The sequence below is a fragment of the Marinobacter sp. KMM 10035 genome (assembly GCF_046537445.1).
Lineage (GTDB): Bacteria > Pseudomonadota > Gammaproteobacteria > Pseudomonadales > Oleiphilaceae > Marinobacter > Marinobacter sediminicola.
The window spans coordinates 1,787,452-1,807,465 of the sequence record NZ_JBBVMG010000001.1 but is presented as its reverse complement, the minus strand read 5'-3'; the positions used below and the strand labels follow the sequence as shown (position 1 = coordinate 1,807,465).

Annotated in this window: 17 protein-coding genes; 11 read left to right on the top strand and 6 right to left on the bottom strand. The window is 53.3% G+C overall.

From position 1 onward, the window contains the following. Positions 1–33: 33 nt before the first annotated feature. From AADB16_RS08135 to cysQ, 3 genes are all read right to left on the bottom strand, one after another. Positions 34–819 (bottom strand): Wzz/FepE/Etk N-terminal domain-containing protein, encoded by a 786-nt coding sequence (locus tag AADB16_RS08135; protein ID WP_309045393.1) that lies wholly within the window; start codon positions 817–819, stop codon positions 34–36. A gap of 134 nt (positions 820–953) precedes the next feature. Next, on the bottom strand, positions 954–1,433 hold the full coding sequence (gene rfaH / locus AADB16_RS08130; protein ID WP_410802546.1) for a transcription/translation regulatory transformer protein RfaH: 480 nt from the start codon (positions 1,431–1,433) through the stop codon (positions 954–956). Next, positions 1,430–2,206 carry a 3'(2'),5'-bisphosphate nucleotidase CysQ gene (cysQ, locus tag AADB16_RS08125; protein WP_410802544.1) on the bottom strand — a complete coding sequence of 259 codons (777 nt, stop codon included), beginning with the start codon at positions 2,204–2,206 and terminating at the stop codon, positions 1,430–1,432. Before cysQ ends, rfaH begins: the two co-directional genes overlap by 4 nt. A 140-nt stretch (positions 2,207–2,346) precedes the next feature. Here cysQ and AADB16_RS08120 point away from each other — a divergent pair, with 140 nt between their 5' ends. Continuing rightward, positions 2,347–4,563 carry a mechanosensitive ion channel family protein gene (locus tag AADB16_RS08120; protein ID WP_410802542.1) on the top strand — a complete coding sequence of 739 codons (2,217 nt, stop codon included), beginning with the start codon at positions 2,347–2,349 and terminating at the stop codon, positions 4,561–4,563. A 555-nt stretch (positions 4,564–5,118) separates the two neighbouring features. Here AADB16_RS08120 and AADB16_RS08115 read toward each other — a convergent pair. From AADB16_RS08115 to AADB16_RS08105, 3 genes are all read right to left on the bottom strand, one after another. Continuing rightward, positions 5,119–5,562, bottom strand: coding sequence for a pilin (locus AADB16_RS08115; protein ID WP_410802540.1), 444 nt, complete (start codon positions 5,560–5,562; stop codon positions 5,119–5,121). Between the two features lie 105 nt (positions 5,563–5,667). Continuing rightward, positions 5,668–6,924 (bottom strand): O-antigen ligase family protein, encoded by a 1,257-nt coding sequence (locus AADB16_RS08110; RefSeq protein ID WP_410802538.1) that lies wholly within the window; start codon positions 6,922–6,924, stop codon positions 5,668–5,670. A gap of 312 nt (positions 6,925–7,236) precedes the next feature. Beyond that, on the bottom strand, positions 7,237–7,596 hold the full coding sequence (locus AADB16_RS08105; RefSeq protein ID WP_410802536.1) for a pilin: 360 nt from the start codon (positions 7,594–7,596) through the stop codon (positions 7,237–7,239). Between the two features lie 399 nt (positions 7,597–7,995). Between AADB16_RS08105 and pilB the strand changes: the two genes are divergently transcribed. From pilB to AADB16_RS08055, 10 genes are all read left to right on the top strand, one after another. Next, positions 7,996–9,711, top strand: coding sequence for a type IV-A pilus assembly ATPase PilB (gene pilB / locus AADB16_RS08100; protein WP_410802535.1), 1,716 nt, complete (start codon positions 7,996–7,998; stop codon positions 9,709–9,711). Positions 9,712–9,713: 2 nt separating this feature from the next. Beyond that, positions 9,714–10,934 (top strand): type II secretion system F family protein, encoded by a 1,221-nt coding sequence (locus AADB16_RS08095; protein ID WP_410802533.1) that lies wholly within the window; start codon positions 9,714–9,716, stop codon positions 10,932–10,934. 85 nt (positions 10,935–11,019) lie between these two features. Continuing rightward, a complete protein-coding gene (locus AADB16_RS08090) occupies positions 11,020–11,895 on the top strand; it encodes a prepilin peptidase (protein WP_410802531.1) in 876 nt (291 codons plus the stop codon). An 8-nt stretch (positions 11,896–11,903) separates the two neighbouring features. Next, on the top strand, positions 11,904–12,503 hold the full coding sequence (gene coaE, locus AADB16_RS08085; RefSeq protein ID WP_410803623.1) for a dephospho-CoA kinase: 600 nt from the start codon (positions 11,904–11,906) through the stop codon (positions 12,501–12,503). Then, on the top strand, positions 12,475–13,590 hold the full coding sequence (locus AADB16_RS08080; RefSeq protein ID WP_410802529.1) for a hypothetical protein: 1,116 nt from the start codon (positions 12,475–12,477) through the stop codon (positions 13,588–13,590). The genes coaE and AADB16_RS08080 overlap by 29 nt, the downstream gene beginning before the upstream one ends. Positions 13,591–13,595: 5 nt before the next feature. Next, entirely contained in the window at positions 13,596–14,339 is a 744-nt protein-coding gene (gene tsaA / locus AADB16_RS08075; RefSeq protein ID WP_410802527.1) for a tRNA (N6-threonylcarbamoyladenosine(37)-N6)-methyltransferase TrmO, read from the top strand. Positions 14,340–14,409: 70 nt separating this feature from the next. Next, positions 14,410–16,734, top strand: a complete 2,325-nt coding sequence (locus tag AADB16_RS08070; RefSeq protein WP_410802525.1) for a response regulator — start codon at positions 14,410–14,412, stop codon at positions 16,732–16,734. Then, on the top strand, positions 16,731–16,919 hold the full coding sequence (gene yacG / locus AADB16_RS08065) for a DNA gyrase inhibitor YacG (RefSeq protein WP_309045407.1): 189 nt from the start codon (positions 16,731–16,733) through the stop codon (positions 16,917–16,919). The genes AADB16_RS08070 and yacG overlap by 4 nt, the downstream gene beginning before the upstream one ends. Before the next feature lie 121 nt (positions 16,920–17,040). Next, positions 17,041–17,601, top strand: coding sequence for a YfaZ family outer membrane protein (locus AADB16_RS08060; protein ID WP_298448207.1), 561 nt, complete (start codon positions 17,041–17,043; stop codon positions 17,599–17,601). Positions 17,602–17,774: 173 nt separating this feature from the next. Beyond that, positions 17,775–19,964 (top strand): hypothetical protein, encoded by a 2,190-nt coding sequence (locus AADB16_RS08055; RefSeq protein WP_410802523.1) that lies wholly within the window; start codon positions 17,775–17,777, stop codon positions 19,962–19,964. The last annotated feature ends 50 nt before the right edge of the window (positions 19,965–20,014 follow it).

Genomic DNA, 20,014 nt, shown 5'->3' with positions numbered 1-20,014 from the left:
GACAAACAAGTGCCAAAAGGTCTGACACCGAAACTAACTGTGCTCCCCACCCTCATTCGCCAGCTGCTTTTTAACTGAAGCGGCGAACTCACTCATAAAGGCAGAGAAGATACCCAGCATGCCACCTAGCAATATCGCCAAAACGATAACCAGGCTTTGTTTTGGGGCAGTGCTTTCAGCACTTTGTCGGCTGATAACAAGCGCCTCAACGCCTTGGAGACTTTTAAGCTTACCTTCAAGCGTTGACTGCCGCTCTATTGCGCCAGCAATCGCTTCACCCGCTCCCGCCTGCCCCATCAAGGCTTCAACGGCGCTCTCCAAAGACGACATTTGGCGCTCCAGGCTCAACTGCTCCCTCTTAACCAGCTTCGCCTGATGCGCGCGTACGCCGTTAATCAGTGAATTGTGCACTGAGCTAACCGCTTTGCCCTCAGATTCTGAGGCGGCTGTGGTGAGCCGAACGAGGCCGGTATTCTCGGGATTGCTGAATGACACCTGAAAAGGCAGCTCTTTATCATGCTCTGCACGGTAAGTTGCTTGCACCTCCGGTAACCAACGACTTTCAAGTGTTGCGATGGTAGCTTCTGGTGACTGGAAAAACGCTTCGCCGTCTTTTTGAGCAACTTGAATAAGACTGATATGCTCGTATTTATTCGGTGCCAGTAGCGCGTACGCAAGGCCTGCGAGCACAGTAGAAACAAAGACAACGTAAAACACCCGGCGTCGGCGGATGAGGGTTGCAACAAGATCAACCAGGCTTATTTCGTCAGAGTATTCTGGCTGCTGATCGCCGGGAACGCGGTGTTGTGTATCGCTCATTCAGTTTCGGTCCGGAATATGTTGCCTGAGATGGGCGCAGAACACTGTACTAAGCCCAATTACTCTTGTTAGGGCGCCACACTCTACAGATTGCGGCGAGTATTTTCCGTTACCGGGCGTTAAGACTTCGGGGTTTAGGGCCTTATCGCAGAAACCGACACCTTCACCCGCTGCTGCTTCTGCATAAAGCTGATCAGCACAATAGCCCGCTCTTCCCCATCATACGCCTGGAAAACCGCATTAATACCTTCAAACGGCCCTTCGCTCAACTGAACCGCCTCTCCACACTTTAGCCCACCCTGCTGAACAACGGAGCCCAAGCTGTCTTTGATGTGCTGTATCACGCCGTCCGCGATAGCGGCAGGTTTGTTAGCAAAACTCACAATTCGCAGCACCCCACGGGTGGATCGCAATTTTGCCCAGGCAGGGTCTGTTTGCTCCAGATTTATAAACAGGTAACCGGGAAACAACGGCTCCAGCTTTTGGGTACGCTTTCCGGCTTTGATTTTCTCTACCTGTACTTTCGGGTAGAAGCAGGCAATATCCTGATTTTGCAGGTGCGCCAATGCCCGATCGCCTTGCGCAGGCTTGTGTTGAAGTGCGTACCAAGTCATGGGCGCGGAATATACCAGCTTCCCGCCGCAATGAAATACGGGTTAAGCACATCCTCCTTGCCATACCGCACAGGTTTGCCGTCTATAGTGTTCACACTGCCGCCTGCGGCAATCAGTACGGCATGGGCTGCCGCCGTGTCCCACTCGCTGGTGGGCCCCATACGTGGGTAGAGGTCGGCGTGGCCTTCGGCGATTCGGCAAAACTTGAGGGAGCTGCCCGCCTGAAGTGTTTTGTGGGGGCCAAGCGCTCTTATGAAATCACGGGTCTCATCATTCATGTGGTTTTTGCTGGCGACGACCCGAATGGTATCAGGCAACTCGGCCACTCTGATGCGATGCTCCCGGCCTGTTCGGTCACGCTTATAAGCGCCCTCACCCTTTATTCCCCAAAACGCCTCGTTTAATGCTGGGGCAATAACAACGCCCATTACCGGTTCGCCATCTTCAATCAGTGCGATATTCACGGTGAATTCCCCGGTACGCTGAGTGAACTCTTTGGTGCCATCAATGGGGTCGACCAGCCAGAAGCGCCGCCACTGCCTGCGTTCCTCCCAAGGAGCCTGGGCACCCTCTTCCGAGAGAACAGGAATATCCTGACTGATGTTACGCAGGCCTTTTACGATGATTTCATGGCTGGCCACATCCGCGGCCGTGATGGGCGATTCGTCTTCCTTATAGCTCACTTTGAAATCAGACTGATAAATGTGGAGCACTTTCGTGCTGGCCTCATCGGCCACCCTGATCACTTCCGGGAGTATTGAGCTGTATTCCATAGCCGGCATCCTGCTTCGCTGATAATCATGCGGTATGGGCGAATAGTAGCAAATATTGACCGCCGGCCGTATCCGGGCTTTTCTGTAGGCGCGCTTTCAGGCAATCTGAGGCACCCCGACTTGCTTGAAGAGGTAGAGATTTGAGGTTAACCGCGCTCTTTTTTGGCTTTATCTTGCTGTTTTCTTCTGTGGGCGCGGCCCAGGCGCAACCCTTCACGCTCCCCGGCATTCCCGGGTTCTCGGGTCAGCCGGATAAAGAAGAAGCCTCAGCTGAAGAACTTGAAGCCTCTATTGAGGTAGCCATTCAGGCTCTGGAAGACGACGAGAGCAGAAAGGCACTGGTGGAACAACTCAAAGTCATCCAGCAGGGATTGCAGGCAGAATCCTCGCAAGCGGGGAATAGAACCTCTGGTGGGGAGGGTTTGCTAGGCGCTCTCGCTGTGTTTTTTGATGATGCAACCAACGCTGACAGCACAGCAGAAACTCCGCTCACAATCTGGAAAACACATTTCCGTAATGCCTACAGCGCAGCAAAAAAACTACTGACCGGTGCTTCTTACCGAGTTCTAGCAGAAATCACCGCCGGCCTCATTGCATGGATGGCCGCGCTATGGGGCCTGTCGCGCCTGCTTAGCATGTTCTTCTCATGGCGCGAATGGCCTCTCCAAATGCCAAGGCACCCCCGGCCCTGGATGCTGATCGCCCATTTTTCAAGGCGCATTTTACCCTGGCTACTCACCTTTACCGCGCTACTGGCGGGGCTGCCCACATTCGGCATGTCGGATGACGCCCAAACCACCATACTTATTCTGGCCTATGCAGGCTTGAGTGCCCGCGGGCTGACCTCACTTTTCGATGTGATGATTTCCATTTTTTCCAGTGGCCACCGCCTTGCAGCCGTTATGATTCTGCGCCGGCGAATGCTTTTACCGCTGTTTATCATCGGCGTGCTGTTTGCCCTAGAAGATGCGTTAAGTACAACCGAGCTGACCGACCAACTCGGCACCGAGCTTGCCAGTGCACTTGCGCTGGTATTCAGCGTTATTGCAGCCCTGCTCAGCTTCTTCCTGATTGTTCGAAACCGCAGGCCGGTCACCCATCTGATTCGAAACCGACCTTACAAACAACGAAAAGACCAAGGCGTAGGGCGCGAAGTCACTGCCCTGCTCGCCAGGCTTTGGCACATACCTATGCTGGTTGCCATCAGCGCCTCGGTAGTCGCGGTGTTTGTGAATGGCGGGGAAGCGGATGCTGCCTTGGGCAAAGCCATGATCTGCGCCTTGCTACTGGCACTCACGCTTGCTCTGCAAGGACTGATCGGTATTCAAGAAAACCGACCCAAGCACCAAGCCCTCAGCACCTTCAGCCGCAGGTTGGTTCGCTTTGGTTATAACTTGATCCAGGCGGCGGCTTGGCTGTTATTTTTCGAGCTGATACTGCAAATTTGGGGATTGTCTTTGTTCGGCGTGGCTGGAAAGCCCTCGGTAAGCGAGGGTATAGCAGGTAGCCTGCTTGGAGTGACCTTTATTTTGCTTGCGGCAAAGCTGACCTGGATATTTGTAGACGAACTGCTTGAAAGAGCCATGCGCGGAGGCGACCGCAATAAACGCATCAATCCGGCCAGAGCCCAAACTATCCTTCCTATTGCCCGGAACACCCTGCTGATCACAATTCTGGTTATCACTACCTTAGTGAGTCTTTCCACTCTCGGAGTTGATGTAACCCCCCTGCTCGCCGGTGCCGGCATCATCGGCCTGGCCGTCGGCTTTGGTGCGCAAACACTGGTTCAGGATTTGATCACCGGCTTGTTTATTGTGGTTGAGGATTCCATGTCCGTGGGGGATTTTGTGCAGATCAATGGCTTCATGGGAACGGTAGAGGGCTTCAACTTGCGCACCGTGCGCCTGCGGGACCTGGAAGGGGTGGTACACCACATCACCTTCAGCAAAATCAGCTCCATTCACAACATGTCACGACAGTTCGGAATCGCCCTGCTCAAAATCCGTATTCCCAGGGAATTGCCTATTGATGATGCAATTCTACTGATGACAGAAACCGCCGAAGAACTGCGTACATTACCCGACATGCGCTGGCTGATTTGGTCACCACTTGAAATGCAGGGGATTCATTCTTTTGAGGAAGGTTGCCCGGTGCTGAGGATGCGGATGCGGACGAAGCCGGAGTATCAGTGGGATGTTTCCAGGGCGTTTAATCTATTGCTGAAGCGGAAGATGGAAGAGCGGTATATTGATGTTGCTGCGCCGCGGATTAGTGTGAGTATGGAAGGGGAAGGTGGGCGTAGGTCGGCGTATGTGGAGGGGCGTGGTGAGCATGAACTGGGGCGCAAACAGCCATAATTTATACGCGCCAAGCAGACAGTTTGGCTCGGGCACTCACCACTTGCAAACCAATCACAGAGAGCACCAAACTGCTCAGAAAAAACATTCGTCAGAATATAACCGACTCCTGAACGCATTCCTTGATAACCTGAACCACCTGCTCGTCTAAGCAACTACGCACGAACCGGTTCATCTTTAACTGATAATTCGAAATGTAAGGTTAATCCGCGGCGAGCGTATTGCTCTCTTTGTATAGTCAACGGGCTAGTCGCCGTAACAGGCTACTTTACGACGTGAGACCAACGCCCCCAAACATCACCAACTCATCGTGAGCCCAAGCGATTTCTGACAGAAAGCGATCAGCGTGGCTGCGGCCTAACACCACACCGTGGTAGCGGACATCGCCGTGTATGGCAGGGGATTTTCTTGTGAAGAAAGGGTGTCAAATGAGATCCATTAAATTGGCCTGTGCCTGCCTATGACGAACCACAAAGGCCCCAGAGGCAGAAACCTCTATACCTTCAGCAATCAAGTTAGGTTACGAATGCTTGCCCATGACAATTCGGAGCTCAATTATATTATCGCACAATGCTCTGGCTTATACTCCGGTTGCCAATCAGCCGCAGCTGTGCGATCAACAACACAACTCCAGACACCCGCCACGGAGCGCTCCAAGCGAACAACCACACCAACCAACGCTGAATGAGCCCTGCCGCCCATTGTCACTGTCAAGTGCCCAGACCCGTCAGTATTTGACGTTGCAATTTCGATTGCCAGATTTCCGTTGGTATAGGCTGAGGGTGTGTACTGCAAGCTCTGGTTGTTGATCGCAATCTGCTTGGACAGATTTACTTCATAAAGCGTCCGGTAGGTCCCAATTTCGCTTACAACCTGCCCCACCTGGGTTTTTGTTACGTATTTGTAGTAAACAGGCACAGACACAGCCGCCAACACGCCAATAATGGCCACTACAATCATCAACTCAATCAATGTAAATCCTTTGGTATTACGGGGCATCCGACTCACCTTTTAAAGTGTAATAATCAGATAGACAGCAAGAAAAATGCCACGTTATCTGCCGGCGCTAATGCAAAGAATCCGGGGCACGAATGCTAGGGGTTTTCACTGGCCGGGAAGGCGGCGGGGAAAGTCGCCGTAATACCAGAATCTGGGCGGAGTTCCGTAGGGTACGCCCTCATAGCGTGAGTCCCGGTCGTCTTCCATGGCGTGATGATAGATAGCAACCTCCCGCAACCAGAAAATAGCGAGAATGCCAAACAGCAACGTTGCCACGGCAGCAAAAAGTCCACGAGCCTTACCTTTTTGCGGAACCCTCGTGCTCGAGGGCGAGATTAACCCCCAGAATACACACAACACCATAAAGCCGACCAACATCGAGCCAGGAGCAATAAACACGGACGAGGCACTGGCATGCACCAAGGCGGCGGATACAGACGCTGTAAAGGCTGCCAGGGGCAGCACCCTTACGCCCTCATGATTCGCACGCATTTCTTCCCGCCGATGCCAGAACAGCCGGATAGCCTGCCCTGCCAGAAGCAACAGCGAGCCTATAATTAGCCAGCCGTACTCCGCGGCCCACATGAGATACATATTGTGGGGGTGGGCAAACTTTGAGGACTTTTTGTACTCATCTGTAATTACCTCATGGGTTAGCCAGGATTGCGGCCCCATCCCGAACGGGAAGTTCTCCAAACTCATCCGCCAAGCCTCCACAAATAGCGGCATTCTGCCGGACGTAGTTGCATGCAAAGTGCGCAGTTCCGAATGGTCCAGTATTACCAGGGGGATCACTACGGAGAGCACCAGCCAGGCGATCACGCCATAAATAAAGTATCGCCCAAACATCTTCAGCCAGGGCAGCGCCGGCCGGCCAATCAAAGCCATGGCCAAAAGCACACCAAAGGCCAGCCCAATCAGGGTTCCGCGGGAGGCCGAGAGAAAAATAATCCACCACCAGAGTGCAGCGCCCGTAGCCGCCAGAAAACGCCAGAGCTTTTGTTCGCGCAGTGGCCCAATCAGCACAGCCAATGCCAGCAGGGGCATGAGCCAGGTGGCGATATGGCCCCAGTACCGAATATTGACAAAGCCCCAGGGAATAAAGGCAGACAGGTTGGCCACCTGATCCGACAGCGCAAACACGAAAATCATGAGGGTTATCGCGCCGTATAGCGCGGCGGCAATAACGGCTGCATATACAACAGCCACCGCCACCCGGGCCTCCCACTTCACACTGCTAATAAACTGGCCCAAGGCGACGAAACCAAAAAAGAACCCCGCGTACAGGCCTGGCTCAACCCAAACATAAAGCGACCCACTATAAGGTACCGTTAAAGCCAGAAAGCTGGCCGCAACGATCAAGGCTGGACCTGCTTCCCTGCAATTCCGGCGCGTGACCTGCCTCAACCAACGCCACAATGAAAATACACAGCCAAACGCCAAAACAAACACTAAAACAAATCGTTGCAACCCGTACCCATCTAACTGGCCAGGTAGCGGAAACAGATCAACAAACAGCACGCATCCCAAGACTAAGAATGCGCATAAGGCGCTCACCAGAACACTGAATTTAGGCATTTTTGATCTGCGAGAGAAGGAGGTTAACCAACAACAAAAAAACCCGGGAGCATTAACTCCCGGGTCTTCAAGCTTGCGCTAACTCAAACGTTACACTTAGCTAGCCTTACAGGTGCCTGAGCCATCGCACGTAATGGTCGTGGTAGCGGCGTCCTTCGCTGTCGCTGTTACCCAGCCTGCACGAGGCGCCCCAGCATTAGTCGGTGAAAGTGTAGGCAAGTTAATAGCGCTACAAGATCCAAGAGCTACGGGAGTATATGTAACGGCGGCACCGTCCTGAGAAAACTCAATCAACCAATTGTTCGTTTGAGCCTTAGTCTCAGCCAAGCAAGACTTAACGCGACTGTCTTCTACATAATCCTGATACGCCGGGATCGCTACTGCCGCCAAAATGCCGATAATCGCTACAACGATCATCAGTTCAATAAGAGTAAAACCCTTCTGGGCTTGGTTCATCTGCATGTTCTTCATAGTCGACCTCTGCATTTGTCGTTTATTAACTCAATATGGCCCGGGGCCGGTGGAGCGTTTACCCCGCAACCGGTTTGATGAGCCTGAAGAACCTACAAGCACAACTCATGCCAGAAGAAAAAATCGACAGAAAATGCATATAAATCAATAACTAAGCGATCAATAAATACTAAACACGACACAAGCCAATCACTGAGCTACCGCCACACAAAGTCACCCACTGACAAAATTTGTCACCCCACCAGTGCCCAAGCCAACCAAAACCCCTGCGATACCCTTCGCGTAAATCACTAGCCGTCTTTCCAAAACCAAGCCAGCCATCTAAACTGTGTGCGATTACGAATTCTTTTTTCAACCACTTAGGCAGCACTCTTTATACAATTTATGGCTAACAACAAAAGCAACATCACCCTCACCGGCCTGGCTCGGCGCTTTGTGGATGACGGGCTTCTCGATGAAGCTACCGCTAAGGATGCTTTTGTACAGGCATCCCAAAACCGCATTCCATTGATCACATACCTAACCCAGAACCAGCTTGCGGATAGCGCCAAACTCGCATTTTCCGCTGCCATGGAGTTCGGCGTCTCGGTTCTGGATCTTTCATCTTTCCTCCCGGAAATGATGCCGGAAGGTGTAGTTGACGACAAACTCGTGCGAAAGCATAACGCTCTTCCTCTGTACAAGCGCGGAAATCGTCTCTTTATCGCGGTGTCCGACCCAACCAACATACAAGCGTTGGACGAAATCAAGTTTAATACGGGCCTGAGCACTGATGCAGTTCTGGTGGACGATGCAAAGCTGCGGGAGGCTATTGAAAGATTCCTGGACTCCCAAGACACTTCTATGGGCGACCTGGACGATGCAGACCTTGAGGGCGTGGAAACCGAAGGCGGAGAACAGGACGATGACGATGCCGTTAGTGCCAGCGATGTCGACGACGCGCCTATCGTTAAGTACGTGAATAAGATGCTACTGGATGCTATTCGTGGTGGCGCATCGGATGTGCACTTCGAACCCTATGAAAAAACGTACAGGGTGCGCTATAGGACTGACGGCATGCTGAAAGAAATTTCTAGGCCCTCAATCAAATTAGCACCAAAGATATCGGCTCGCGTTAAGATCATGGCTCAACTTGATATTTCAGAGCGTCGTATCCCCCAGGATGGCCGCATCAAGATGAAGCTGTCCAAAACCAAGGCCATAGATTTTCGTGTGAACACCCTGCCAACCCTCTGGGGCGAGAAAATTGTGTTGCGGATCCTGGACCCAAGCCAAGCGAAGCTGGGCATTGACATGTTGGGTTATGAAGAAGACCAGAAAAAACTATATATGGACGCACTGTCACAGCCCCAAGGTATGATTCTGGTTACCGGGCCCACGGGGTCAGGCAAGACCGTTTCTCTTTATACTGGCCTAAACATTCTCAACACTACAGATATAAATATTTCTACCGCAGAGGACCCGGCCGAGATCAACCTCGAAGGTATCAACCAGGTAAACGTAAACACCCGAGTGGGCTTGGGCTTTTCCGAAGCTTTGCGTGCATTTCTACGCCAAGACCCGGATGTGATCATGGTGGGCGAGATCCGGGATTTGGAAACCGCTAATATTGCGATCAAGGCCGCGCAAACAGGGCACTTGGTTCTATCTACCCTGCACACCAACAGTGCTCCGGAGACACTCACTCGAATGATGAATATGGGCGTGCCCGCATTCAACATTGCCACATCGGTAAGCTTGATTATTGCCCAGCGGCTTGGCCGCCGGCTGTGCAGCGCCTGCAAACAGCCAAGAGAGGTACCAAATGAGGCGCTTTTGGCCGAGGGGTTCACAGAGGAACAAATTGCTACAGGCTTCACGTTGTACCACCCAAAGGGCTGTGATAAATGCAATGGTGGATATAAAGGCCGCGTCGGTATCTACGAGGTGGTTAAGGTAACTGACCAGTTGGCCAACATGATTATGGAAGAGGCCAGCTCCATTCAAATTGCAAAGCAGGCTGAGGCCGAGGGCTTCCGAAATTTACGCCAGTCCGCACTTCTTAAGGTGATTGAGGGCGTAACGAGTCTTGAGGAAGCCAACCGCGTGACGAAGGATTAAGCATGGCAGAGAAATCGCAAAAACTGGAATCGTACGTTTGGGAAGGTAAAGATAGAAAAGGCAACAAATCCAAAGGCGAGCTTACCGGCTCCAGTATGGCTTTGGTTAAGGCTCAACTTCGCAAACAGGGCATTATTCCGGATAAAGTAAAGAAAAAGCCGAAACCTTTGTTTGGCAGTAGCAAGAAAATTACCGCCTTCGATATTGCCATGCTCACCCGCCAACTGGCAACCATGATGAAAGCGGGCGTGCCTCTGGTTCAAAGCTTTGACATAGTTGCGGACGGCCTTGAAAACAAAGGGCTTCAAGAACTAGTAATGTCCATTCGAAATGATATCTCATCTGGCACCAGCTTTGCCGGCTCACTCCGAAAGCACCCAAAGTACTTTGATAACCTGTACTGCAACTTGGTGGATTCGGGTGAGAAGGCCGGTGCACTGGAGCAAATGCTGGACCGCATCGCTCTTTATCTTGAAAAAACTGAGCTATTGAAGAAAAAAGTCAAGAAGGCGATGACTTACCCGATTGCGGTAGTTGTTGTGGCGATTATTGTTACCGCCATCCTATTGGTGAAAGTTGTTCCGCAATTTGAGAGTCTGTTCTCAGGCTTTGGGGCGGAACTTCCAGTGTTTACGCAAATGGTTGTGCGGCTCTCTGAATGGATGCAATCTTGGTGGTTTGTTGTTCTTCTGGGCATTGTGGGCAGTATTTTTCTGTTCAAGGAGGCCAAAAACCGATCGCAGAAGTTCTCAGACGTGGTGGACAAATACGTTCTCAAACTGCCGGTCGTTGGCGAAATCTTGGACAAGTCGGCTGTAGCTAAATTTGGCCGGGTTTTGTCTACTACTTTTGCTGCAGGTGTGCCGCTTGTGGATGCACTGGATTCTGTGGCCGGCGCTACAGGTAATGCAGTTTACCGGGATGCGATCGACCGAATCAAGAACGATGTATCCAGCGGTACGCAGTTGCAAGCTTCCATGCGGCAGCAAGATGTTTTTCCGGTGATGGCTGTGCAGTTGACAGCGATTGGTGAGGAATCCGGCAATCTGGATGAGATGCTGGAGAAGGTGGCTGTGCACTATGAGGGCGTGGTTGATGACATGGTGGACAACCTGACTGCACTGATGGAACCGATGATTATGGCTGTATTAGGTGTGCTGGTGGGGGGCTTGATTATTGCTATGTACCTGCCGATATTTCAGATGGGGTCGGTTATCGGGTAAAAGCTCCCTCTCTGATACGTTGGACCGCCTCAACCCTCTCCCGCAAGGGGAGAGGGCTTTGCAACAACATCGCTTGAGCATTTGAATGATTACTCTCGATATACTCCTCTCAACCTCCTGGCTTCTGTACCTCTCTGTTACACTTGTCTCCCTCTGCATCGGCAGCTTCCTGAATGTAGTCATCCTGCGCCTGCCGAAAATGATGCACCAGGAATGGCGCTGTCAATGCGAGGCATTTCTTGAGATTCCAGAAGGCGAGCGCAAACAGGAAGAGCCAGTAACACTCTCCCGCCCAGCCTCCACCTGCCCTTCCTGCGGGCACAAGATTCGTGCTTGGGAGAACATCCCTGTTATCAGCTACCTGCTTCTTGGCGGCAAATGCAGCGGTTGTAAAACGCACATTTCGGCCCGTTACCCGATCATAGAAGCGGTTACGGCGTTGTTTTCGGTGATCACTGTGGTGATCGGTGGCCCTTCGGAATCAACCTTGTTGGCGCTCCTGCTGGTTTGGGCGCTGATTGCTCTTACCGTGATCGATTTCGACACCCAGCTATTGCCAGACAGCATTACCCTGCCCTTAATGTGGCTCGGGTTGATGTTGAGTTATTTCGGGTATCTGGGCGATTTTAACAGCGCGTTTCTTGGGGCGGTTGTTGGTTATCTTTCTTTGTGGTCCGTGTACTGGTTGTTCAAGTTGGCAACCGGCAAGGAAGGCATGGGCCACGGGGACTTCAAGCTGCTTGCGGCTCTGGGTGCCTGGCTGGGCTGGGAATTGCTTCCGGTGGTGATTCTGTTGTCATCGGCTGTGGGTGCGGTTGTTGGTATCAGTTTAATGGTCTTTAAAAAGCATGGCCGGGAAGTGCCGATTCCGTTCGGGCCCTACCTTGCAGCGGCGGGATTACTGTGTTTGTGGTTTGGCATTGAGATTCAGGAATTCTGGTATGGGCTGCTAGGGATTTGACAGATCGCATGATTATTTTGGGGTTAACAGGTGGCATAGGCTCCGGTAAATCCACTGTTGCACGGCAGTTCGGAAACCTGGGCGTTCACTGGGTGGACGCGGATGACGTAGCCCGTGAAGTCGTTGAGCCGGGCACCCCCGCGCTGGCCGCAATCGCCGATCACTTTGGTGCAGATATCCTTTTGGGTGACGGGGCTCTGGACCGAGCCAAGCTGCGGCAAATAGTGTTTGAACAACCGGAGCAGCGCATCTGGCTCGAAAGCCTGCTGCACCCGATTATTCGTGAAGAGCTGACTTGTCAGCTGCATCCGCAAAATTATGCGTTACCCTATGTTCTACTGGTCTCGCCTTTGCTTCTGGAAACTGACCAACATCAGCTGGTAAAGCAGATACTGGTGGTGGATGTACCGGTGGAGGTTCAAATAGAACGCACTATGGGCCGCGACACGAACTCCCGGGAGCAGGTAGAGCGAATTATTGCCGCTCAAATGCCACGTGAACAGCGGCTTGCTCGTGCAGATGCAGTGATTGATAATAACCAGTCTTTAAACGCGGTTGCAGCTGAGGTTCGGGCATTACATGAATCGTTCATGGTGGACTTTGGTTGAATACCGCGGCCGCGCATTTGCTTGGCTAATTGCCGCCCATACCCTTGTGATCAGCACAAACGCCAGCGGTATGGAGCCGGAGTTTAAAGCTCAAGAGCTGCCCATCCCAGACACACTATCGCTAGAAGCTCTCCCCCTGTCTTTTTACACCTTCAGCTCAGATGAGCATTGGGCTGAGCCACGGGACTCTTACTGGCTGAATTTCAGCAACTTCATTTTGCGCCAGGAACGTATTCAGAGCCCTAAAGTTCACGCTTTCGGGCAGTGGGCAGATCGCACTCTTTCTGGCGAAACCCATAGGCTGCCAATGAACGACAGCTACTTGCGCATCGGCATCGCCACAGAGTCTGAATACGGCAACGTGTTTCAGTTCGAGCCTGAAGCCCGGTTTCGTCTGGACATACCCACCACAAAACGCAAGCTGCGCCTGGTCATTGAAAGTGAAAGCGACGAGCTGGTTCCCTTGGGGGAGCGTCAGCGCGACCGGCAACTCACTGAAACGAGTCGCACGAAAGGTACAGGCACAGGTGCTTTGCGATATTTGTCGCAGATAGGCGACTCGATCAACCTGTCTAACGATGTGGGTGTGCGCCTTCACCTGCCACCGGATGCTTTCTGGCGCGCAACGGCTGACAAGCAGTGGGACGCGGGCGACCACTGGGGGTTAAGGGCCCAGCAACAATTTTACTACTATCACCAGGATGGCTGGGGCGCCCGCTCCTCGCTTGGTGCCAGCAGAGATCTGGCGAGGGGCTGGCAGCTATGGACATCTTCCGAGCTTGAATGGGTTCACAACGACCGCAAGTTTGTAATGGGCCAGATCTTCAGCATAAGTAAACGGCTCAATAGTCGCTCATTGCTAACTCCGAGGATAGGCGTGCTTGGCGAGAGCCAGCCGAATTGGCGCACCACCTCAGCCTTTACAGACCTCACTTGGCGTTACCGGCTTCACAGCGACTGGTTGTTTGCAGATCTCATACCAGCGCTAACCTTCCCCCGGGAGAAGAACTTCAAAGACCAAGGCTCCATTCTTTTTCGTGTAGAAATGTACTTTTCCGGTGCCATCAATCCAAACTTCATGAACTAGGCCCTATGCCCAGACACCACGCTATACCCGCCCAAGATGCACTGGCGCTCACACCTATTGCGGTCACTCGCTCCTGCTTCAAAGACAAGTTCGGCGTGCCGCGCCAACCGGGGCTTACCCGGTACGCCCGCGCCGATCTTATTATACAGGCGCCCTATGATCGCGAAGATGCTTTTCGGGGCCTCGAAACCGCGAGCCACTTTTGGCTGATATTTCAGTTTCACGAAGCCGTGCGTGCGGAGTGGCGCCCCGTGGTTCGGCCACCTCGCTTGGGCGGCAACCGAAAGATGGGTGTATTCGCAAGCCGCTCCCCGTTTCGGCCCAATAGTTTGGGGCTTTCGGTAGTACGCAACGAGGGGCTGGTGCGCAAGGATGGTCAGTTGGCGCTACAGATAAGCGACCACGATCTTATTGAAGGCACACCCATTCTGGATATCAAACCTTACCTGCCCTTTGCCGACTCGGTTTCTGAAGCAGCCCTGGGCTGGGCTGAAACCGCCCCCACCGAGCGACTGGAGGTTGTATTTCTGCCAGAAGCTGAAGCGCAACTGGCAGAGCTGTCGCCAGAGCAGTACCCGGATCTGAAGCTTCTGATTACCGATGTGGTTAGCTACGATCCGCGCCCGTCGTTTCGTCGGGGCCGTGATGAAGCCCGTATTTACGGCGCGCACCTCTATGATCTCAACGTTCGGTTCCGGTTTGTGAATGCGGATTCATGGAAACGTGTCGAAGTGCTAACGGTCTGTTAAACTTCGGCAGTTAATTTTGTAGTCGACACAGGGAATTTGTGCCTTGCCTTCAAAACGGTTTTTCACGCGCATGGGTATTCGGCCGCTTGCAATGCGGCTACTTGTGTATGTGTTGCTGTTCAGCCTTGTCATTTCTCTGGTTGCTACCGGCGTACAAATGATCGGTGAGTTTGAGCGCCGCAAATCAGATCTCCAAGAAACCCAGCAGCGAGTTGCGGGCCTGGTGTCGGGAGGCATGAGCAACAATATCTGGCTGATGAACTTCAGCGAAGTAGCCAATAGCCTCGATGACATGCGGGCTGTAGAGGCGATTCATTACGCCAGGGTTGTCACCTCTACCGGCGAACAGTTCACCACCGGCAGCTACCCTGAAGGCCGGGTTATTTCACAAACCTTCCCTTTGGTGTTCAATCGTTCCACCTACCGGGGCCCGGAGGATATGGGCACCTTGACCATTACTTCGTCGATCGAGCAGGTCTACACAGAGCTTCGGAACAGCGCTCTGATCAATCTGCTGTTCCAGTCGATCGTGGTGATGCTGGGCACCCTCGGGCTGCTGGTCATCGTTCGCCTTACGCTGTCCCGCCATCTGGAGTCTATGGCGGATTACGCCGCACGGCTTAATCTTGATGCACTGGTAGATCCCTTGCACCTGAAGCGCAAAGCCCGCAAAAATCCGGATGAGTTATCAGAGTTGGAGTACGCACTTAATAAGATGCGCCTGCAGATTCTGGAAGATACTCGCTCACTCCGGCAAACAACCATTCAATCCCAGGGTGAACGCGATGAGGCGATTCGGGCCAATCGTGCGAAAAACCAGTTTCTCGCCAATGTAAGCCACGAACTGCGCACGCCTCTGCAGTCGGTGCTTGGCTACGCCAACCTGCTTACCGACACACCATTGGATCAGGAGCAGCGGGAATACGTGCAAACGCTGCTCAGCGCTTCAGAAGGCCTCTCATCCATCATCAATGACCTTCTGGACATCTCCAGCATGGAGGCTCAGAAGCTGGAGCTTGAAGACATTCCCTTTGATCTGCGGGAAACCCTGAATGACCTCGTACACATGCTGGGCGAACGTGCCCGGGAGAAAGGGTTGGCACTGGAATTACGCATTGATGAAGAGCTGCCCTGGGCACTGCGGGGCGATCCTGCGCGCATTCGCCAGGTGCTGCTGAACCTGGTGTCCAACGCCATCAAGTTTACAGATTCAGGGCATGTGCTGATTAGCATTGAGGTGCTGGGGCGTCGAGATGACAAGGTTCGCCTGCGCCTGGCGGTGGAAGATACCGGCATTGGTATCAACCCGGAAGACCTCCCACTGGTCTATGAGCCCTATGTTCAGCTTGGCCAGAGATTCCAGCGCCAGCTGCCCGGCGCCGGGCTGGGCCTGACGATTTGCCACCAGCTTGTCACCTTGATGCAAGGCTCACTGGATGTAGAAAGCCGGCCTGGTGAAGGCTCCACCTTCTGGGTTGAGCTTTCCCTCCCTACCGCGCCTGAAAGCACGTCCAGAGTGCGCCCCGATGCACGGATGGTGAAGGGCAAGCGGGTTCTGGTCGCAGACTCCTATGAGCTGTCCCGGAAGATCACCTTGGAAATGCTGTCACGCCACGACGTTCACATCGAGGCGGTAAAGTCTGCAGGAGAAGCCCTGACCTCATTGCGCTTGGCGTTCGACAGTCAGGAACCCTTCGACGCCATCATTCTGGATGGTTTTTTACCCGATATGGACAGTGATTTGCTGTGTCGGCAAGTTCGTGGCAACGCGCTTTGGTCTGAGATGCGCCTTCTCATTCTCTCTTCAAATCCCCAGCGCGGCGACGCCGAGCATTTCCGGCAGGCCGGAGCGGATGCGTTTCTCAGCAAATCCCTGAGAGAATCCTGCCTTACACCTATCCTCAACCAGATTTTTGAGGATTCCGCAAAGGATGAGCGGCGCTTCCTTACCCGTTTTTCCCTGCAGGCGAGCAGCGACACTGAAAAGCGTCGTGAGCGTTGGTCCCGCACCATGAAGGTTCTGCTGGTGGAGGATAACCCGGTCAATCGAACTCTGACTCGCAGGCTTCTGGAGAAACTCGGGTGCGACGTGATGACGGCCAATGACGGCGAGGCGGCATCCAGCCTTTGGCAGTGGCACCAGTTTGATCTCATCTTCATGGACTGCATAATGCCTAATGTAGACGGCTTTGAAGCTACCCGGCGCCTGCGGGTATGGGAAGCAACCCACAAGCGCAGCCGCGTTCCTGTGGTGGCGCTCACTGCCAGTGCCATGGAAGAAGATGAGGAACGCTGCCGCCGTGCCGGCATGGATTCTTTCGTTGCCAAGCCTGTCAATATTGAAATGTTGCGGGCCGTACTGGAACAATACGCCCATGGAGGTCCAAAAACATGAACGTAAACTGCCCTACTTGTAAAAAATCTGTTGAATGGATTGAGGCCAACGCCTGGCGCCCATTCTGCTCAGAACGCTGCAAATTGATCGATTTTGGAGCCTGGGCCAACGAGGAATATCGGGTACCGGCGGAAACAGCGTCTCCCGACGATCTTGATCAGGGTGGCGAAACAACACGCCATTGATTATTTCGCGTAAACAATCGCGATTCTATCTCCCCGCTTACATGCTTGTAAGTTGTGGTGTGGCAGGTAGCCCGTTACCATTCGCACCCATTACTCGCACCGCAATCTAGAAGGTAAAAGAATGAAAGTATCCCGCGTTTCCGTATTGGCCCTGTCTCTGATCGCCGCTCCCGTTATGGCAGCCGATATGGATTTGAGCCTGACCAATGACTCCGTAAAGGGGCAGGTAAACTTTTTCGGAAACAACAACGATCTTCAGCTGGGCGCTGGCTACACCTACCATGAAGGCAGCCGGCATATTGCTAACGTGGATTTTCACGCCCAGGGCCGCACCGCTCTTGGCAACCTGCCAACAACCGCCGGCATCGGCATGCGTGGCATCTTCTGGGATCAAAACCGTGCTGACGGTGGTGCTGTGGGCCTGGGCGGCTTTGCCACAGTGAACATTCCCCGTGCACCGGGCCTGTCCTTCACCGGCGGTCTTTACTATGCACCCAGCATTCTTTCATTTGGTGATTCTGACGACATGACCAGCTTTGAGCTGCGCGCCAACTACAGAGTTATCCGAAATGCAGAGCTGTTTGTGGGCTACCGCTACCTGAACACCGAACTGGACTATCCTTCAGAGCCCGACGTAAACCTGGATGAAGGTGTTCTTGCAGGCATGAAAATCTTCTTCTGATGCTTGCCGCTATCTAAACTTGCTGTCTAAAACAGGCGCCCTGTATTGGGCGCCTGTTTCGTGCCCTCTCTCACGCTTTCCCATCCCCTGCACTGCTACACTGATTATCGGCGTTTGGGATCTCACCGACATCGCCAACATCTACAATACCGTTTTAGCATGGACAGCCAGATATGCGACTGACACTGGGGCTATTTCTCGTCTCTGCGATTACACTGATTACCGCCTGCAGTGGTGAGTATGCAATTGAGGGCGCCCGAAACAAGCCCAATTCCTTTGCGGGTGTAAAAAACCCGGCAAATGATTTCAGCCCCGGCAGTACCGGTGACTCCAACAACAGCAGTGGGCTCAGCTACGGTGAAGTTCGCATCACCATGGAGCTTCCCGTAAGTCTCGCGCCAGACGGCGAGCCAACACGGCGCAACCTGCGGATTGTTCAGCCGGATAGCGTTCGCGCGTACCAGATCGACAAAAACCTCAAGGATATTGGCTCCACGGCGTATAGCACCCGCAAGGATGATGAAGGCTATACCATTATCAAATTCGAGAATGGGCAGCCGCTCTCGCCAGACGTTGTCATTGAAGCACAGTATGGCAACACCAAACTGCGATCACTGGCCGCTGATGACGATCGTGATATCAAGATTAATCCCTTCTCCGAATACCTGTTGCTCAACACGCTTCCAAATTATTCTTCCGGGGAGTTTCAGCGCCTTCTGGACTGTGCCGATGACGCCAGCGACACTCTGTGCCTCAACAAACTCGTATGGCCCGCTCTGGCCGACCAGGTTCACGATTTCGAAATAAATATTCCCACTGGGGCCAGCATCGCAAGCGCCTTGGATCTTCTCTCCCAACGGGCAGACTTCGTAAGTTATATTGCCTCAGCGGCGAACTACCCGCTTCTGGATGATCAATCCGTAGGTGACATTTCAGCAAGTTCAGCGGATTACAACTCGGTTTTCATGGGTATGGAGCTGGGGCAAACATTTCTGGAAAGCAGCGTGGCTGGATCTGGCCAGTGGGGCATTCGCATGGGAAGGGAAGAGCCTACCAGCCCCACAACCTATAGCTACCCGGGATCAACCCTCGCAAGCCTCGATTTCATTGGCATCAAAATCACCTCTCTTGCAGCGCAAATTCCCTATGACAGGAAAACGCTGATCCATCAGCAAGGCAATGCGTTTTTTGAGCGGGGCTCTGAGACCTGGGACTTGAACACTCATTCGTCCTCCCCGGGTGGCGCCACATTGGACAGTGATACTCGATTGCTGGCCATTCGCGCGCTTTACCAGAGCATCACCGGCCGCAACAGCTCCAGAATCATTGGCTGGACTCGCAACCCCTACTATATGGATGCCTATGTCGGCGCCGCAGGCAGTACCAACACTGGCCCTGATCGCGCGCTGGCTGGCTACTTCAGCGCTGGCAAAGCCATTAAACTTGAGTCTGAGCAAGGCAAGCTTGCGCGAAAAGATGAGCTGGAAACCCATTATGTTTCAGCGCTTGAGCTGAACCTCCTGAGGAAAGAAGGTTTCGATGTAAGCGTTCTGAACAATCGCGGTTACAACATGCTCTACTTGGCGAACCGGTTTTCGGCAGGCTCTGCGTCTCCGTTGCAGGTCGAATCGGGAACCGGCTCCTGGCAAGTTAGTGCGGGCTCGAATGTCAGCACCATTACCCAGTCGCAGAACTATACCACCCTGAACCGTGACAGCTCCGGCGCGGTAGTGGCGGGCAGCACCGGCACCCGCTCTGACAACTGGGTACTCAGCTCCCGCACCGCGCGATTAAGCACCGGTGACAAGAACATTGGCCGGCTTAATCTTGATGTTAACAATCCCGCCGGCGCCTTTGGCGAACCAGATCTGGGTGTCGGTGCCAGCGTGCCAGATGGTTCTTTACTGGCGTTTAACCTGGCTAACGCCGCTTCGTCCGGTGGCGCGGTCATTGGCGATGGCCTGCTCATTGCGGCAGAGAAGGCCTCTTCTGCTGCCCCAACCTCAGGACGCTATAGGGTTCAAGGCTTTATGATGGGCATGGAGGATGGCTTCAACAGACTGATTCACCTGGATAATGGCACTCTGGAGCTTTCTGGCAGCACCGCAAGCTTGAGCAGCAATACTTTTGAAGTATTGCATTCAGTGGGCAACGAAACCGTTTCCACACCGGTGGCTGTCCAACTGACTACGCCCCTGCTGACCTATACCGATGGCGGTGACGGGCAGGTGAGCTTCAGCGTCGGCGGTCTGTCTCTTACCGGCTTTGTAACCGCCGATCAGAACCAATTCTTTTTGCTGTACAAAAACAACCTCAACGGAGAAGAACGTCGCGGCATTCTGCTCGCAACCAAGGTGCCGTGAACCGACAGATAACCCTGCCCGTACAACCTGTTATAATTGTGCACACATGG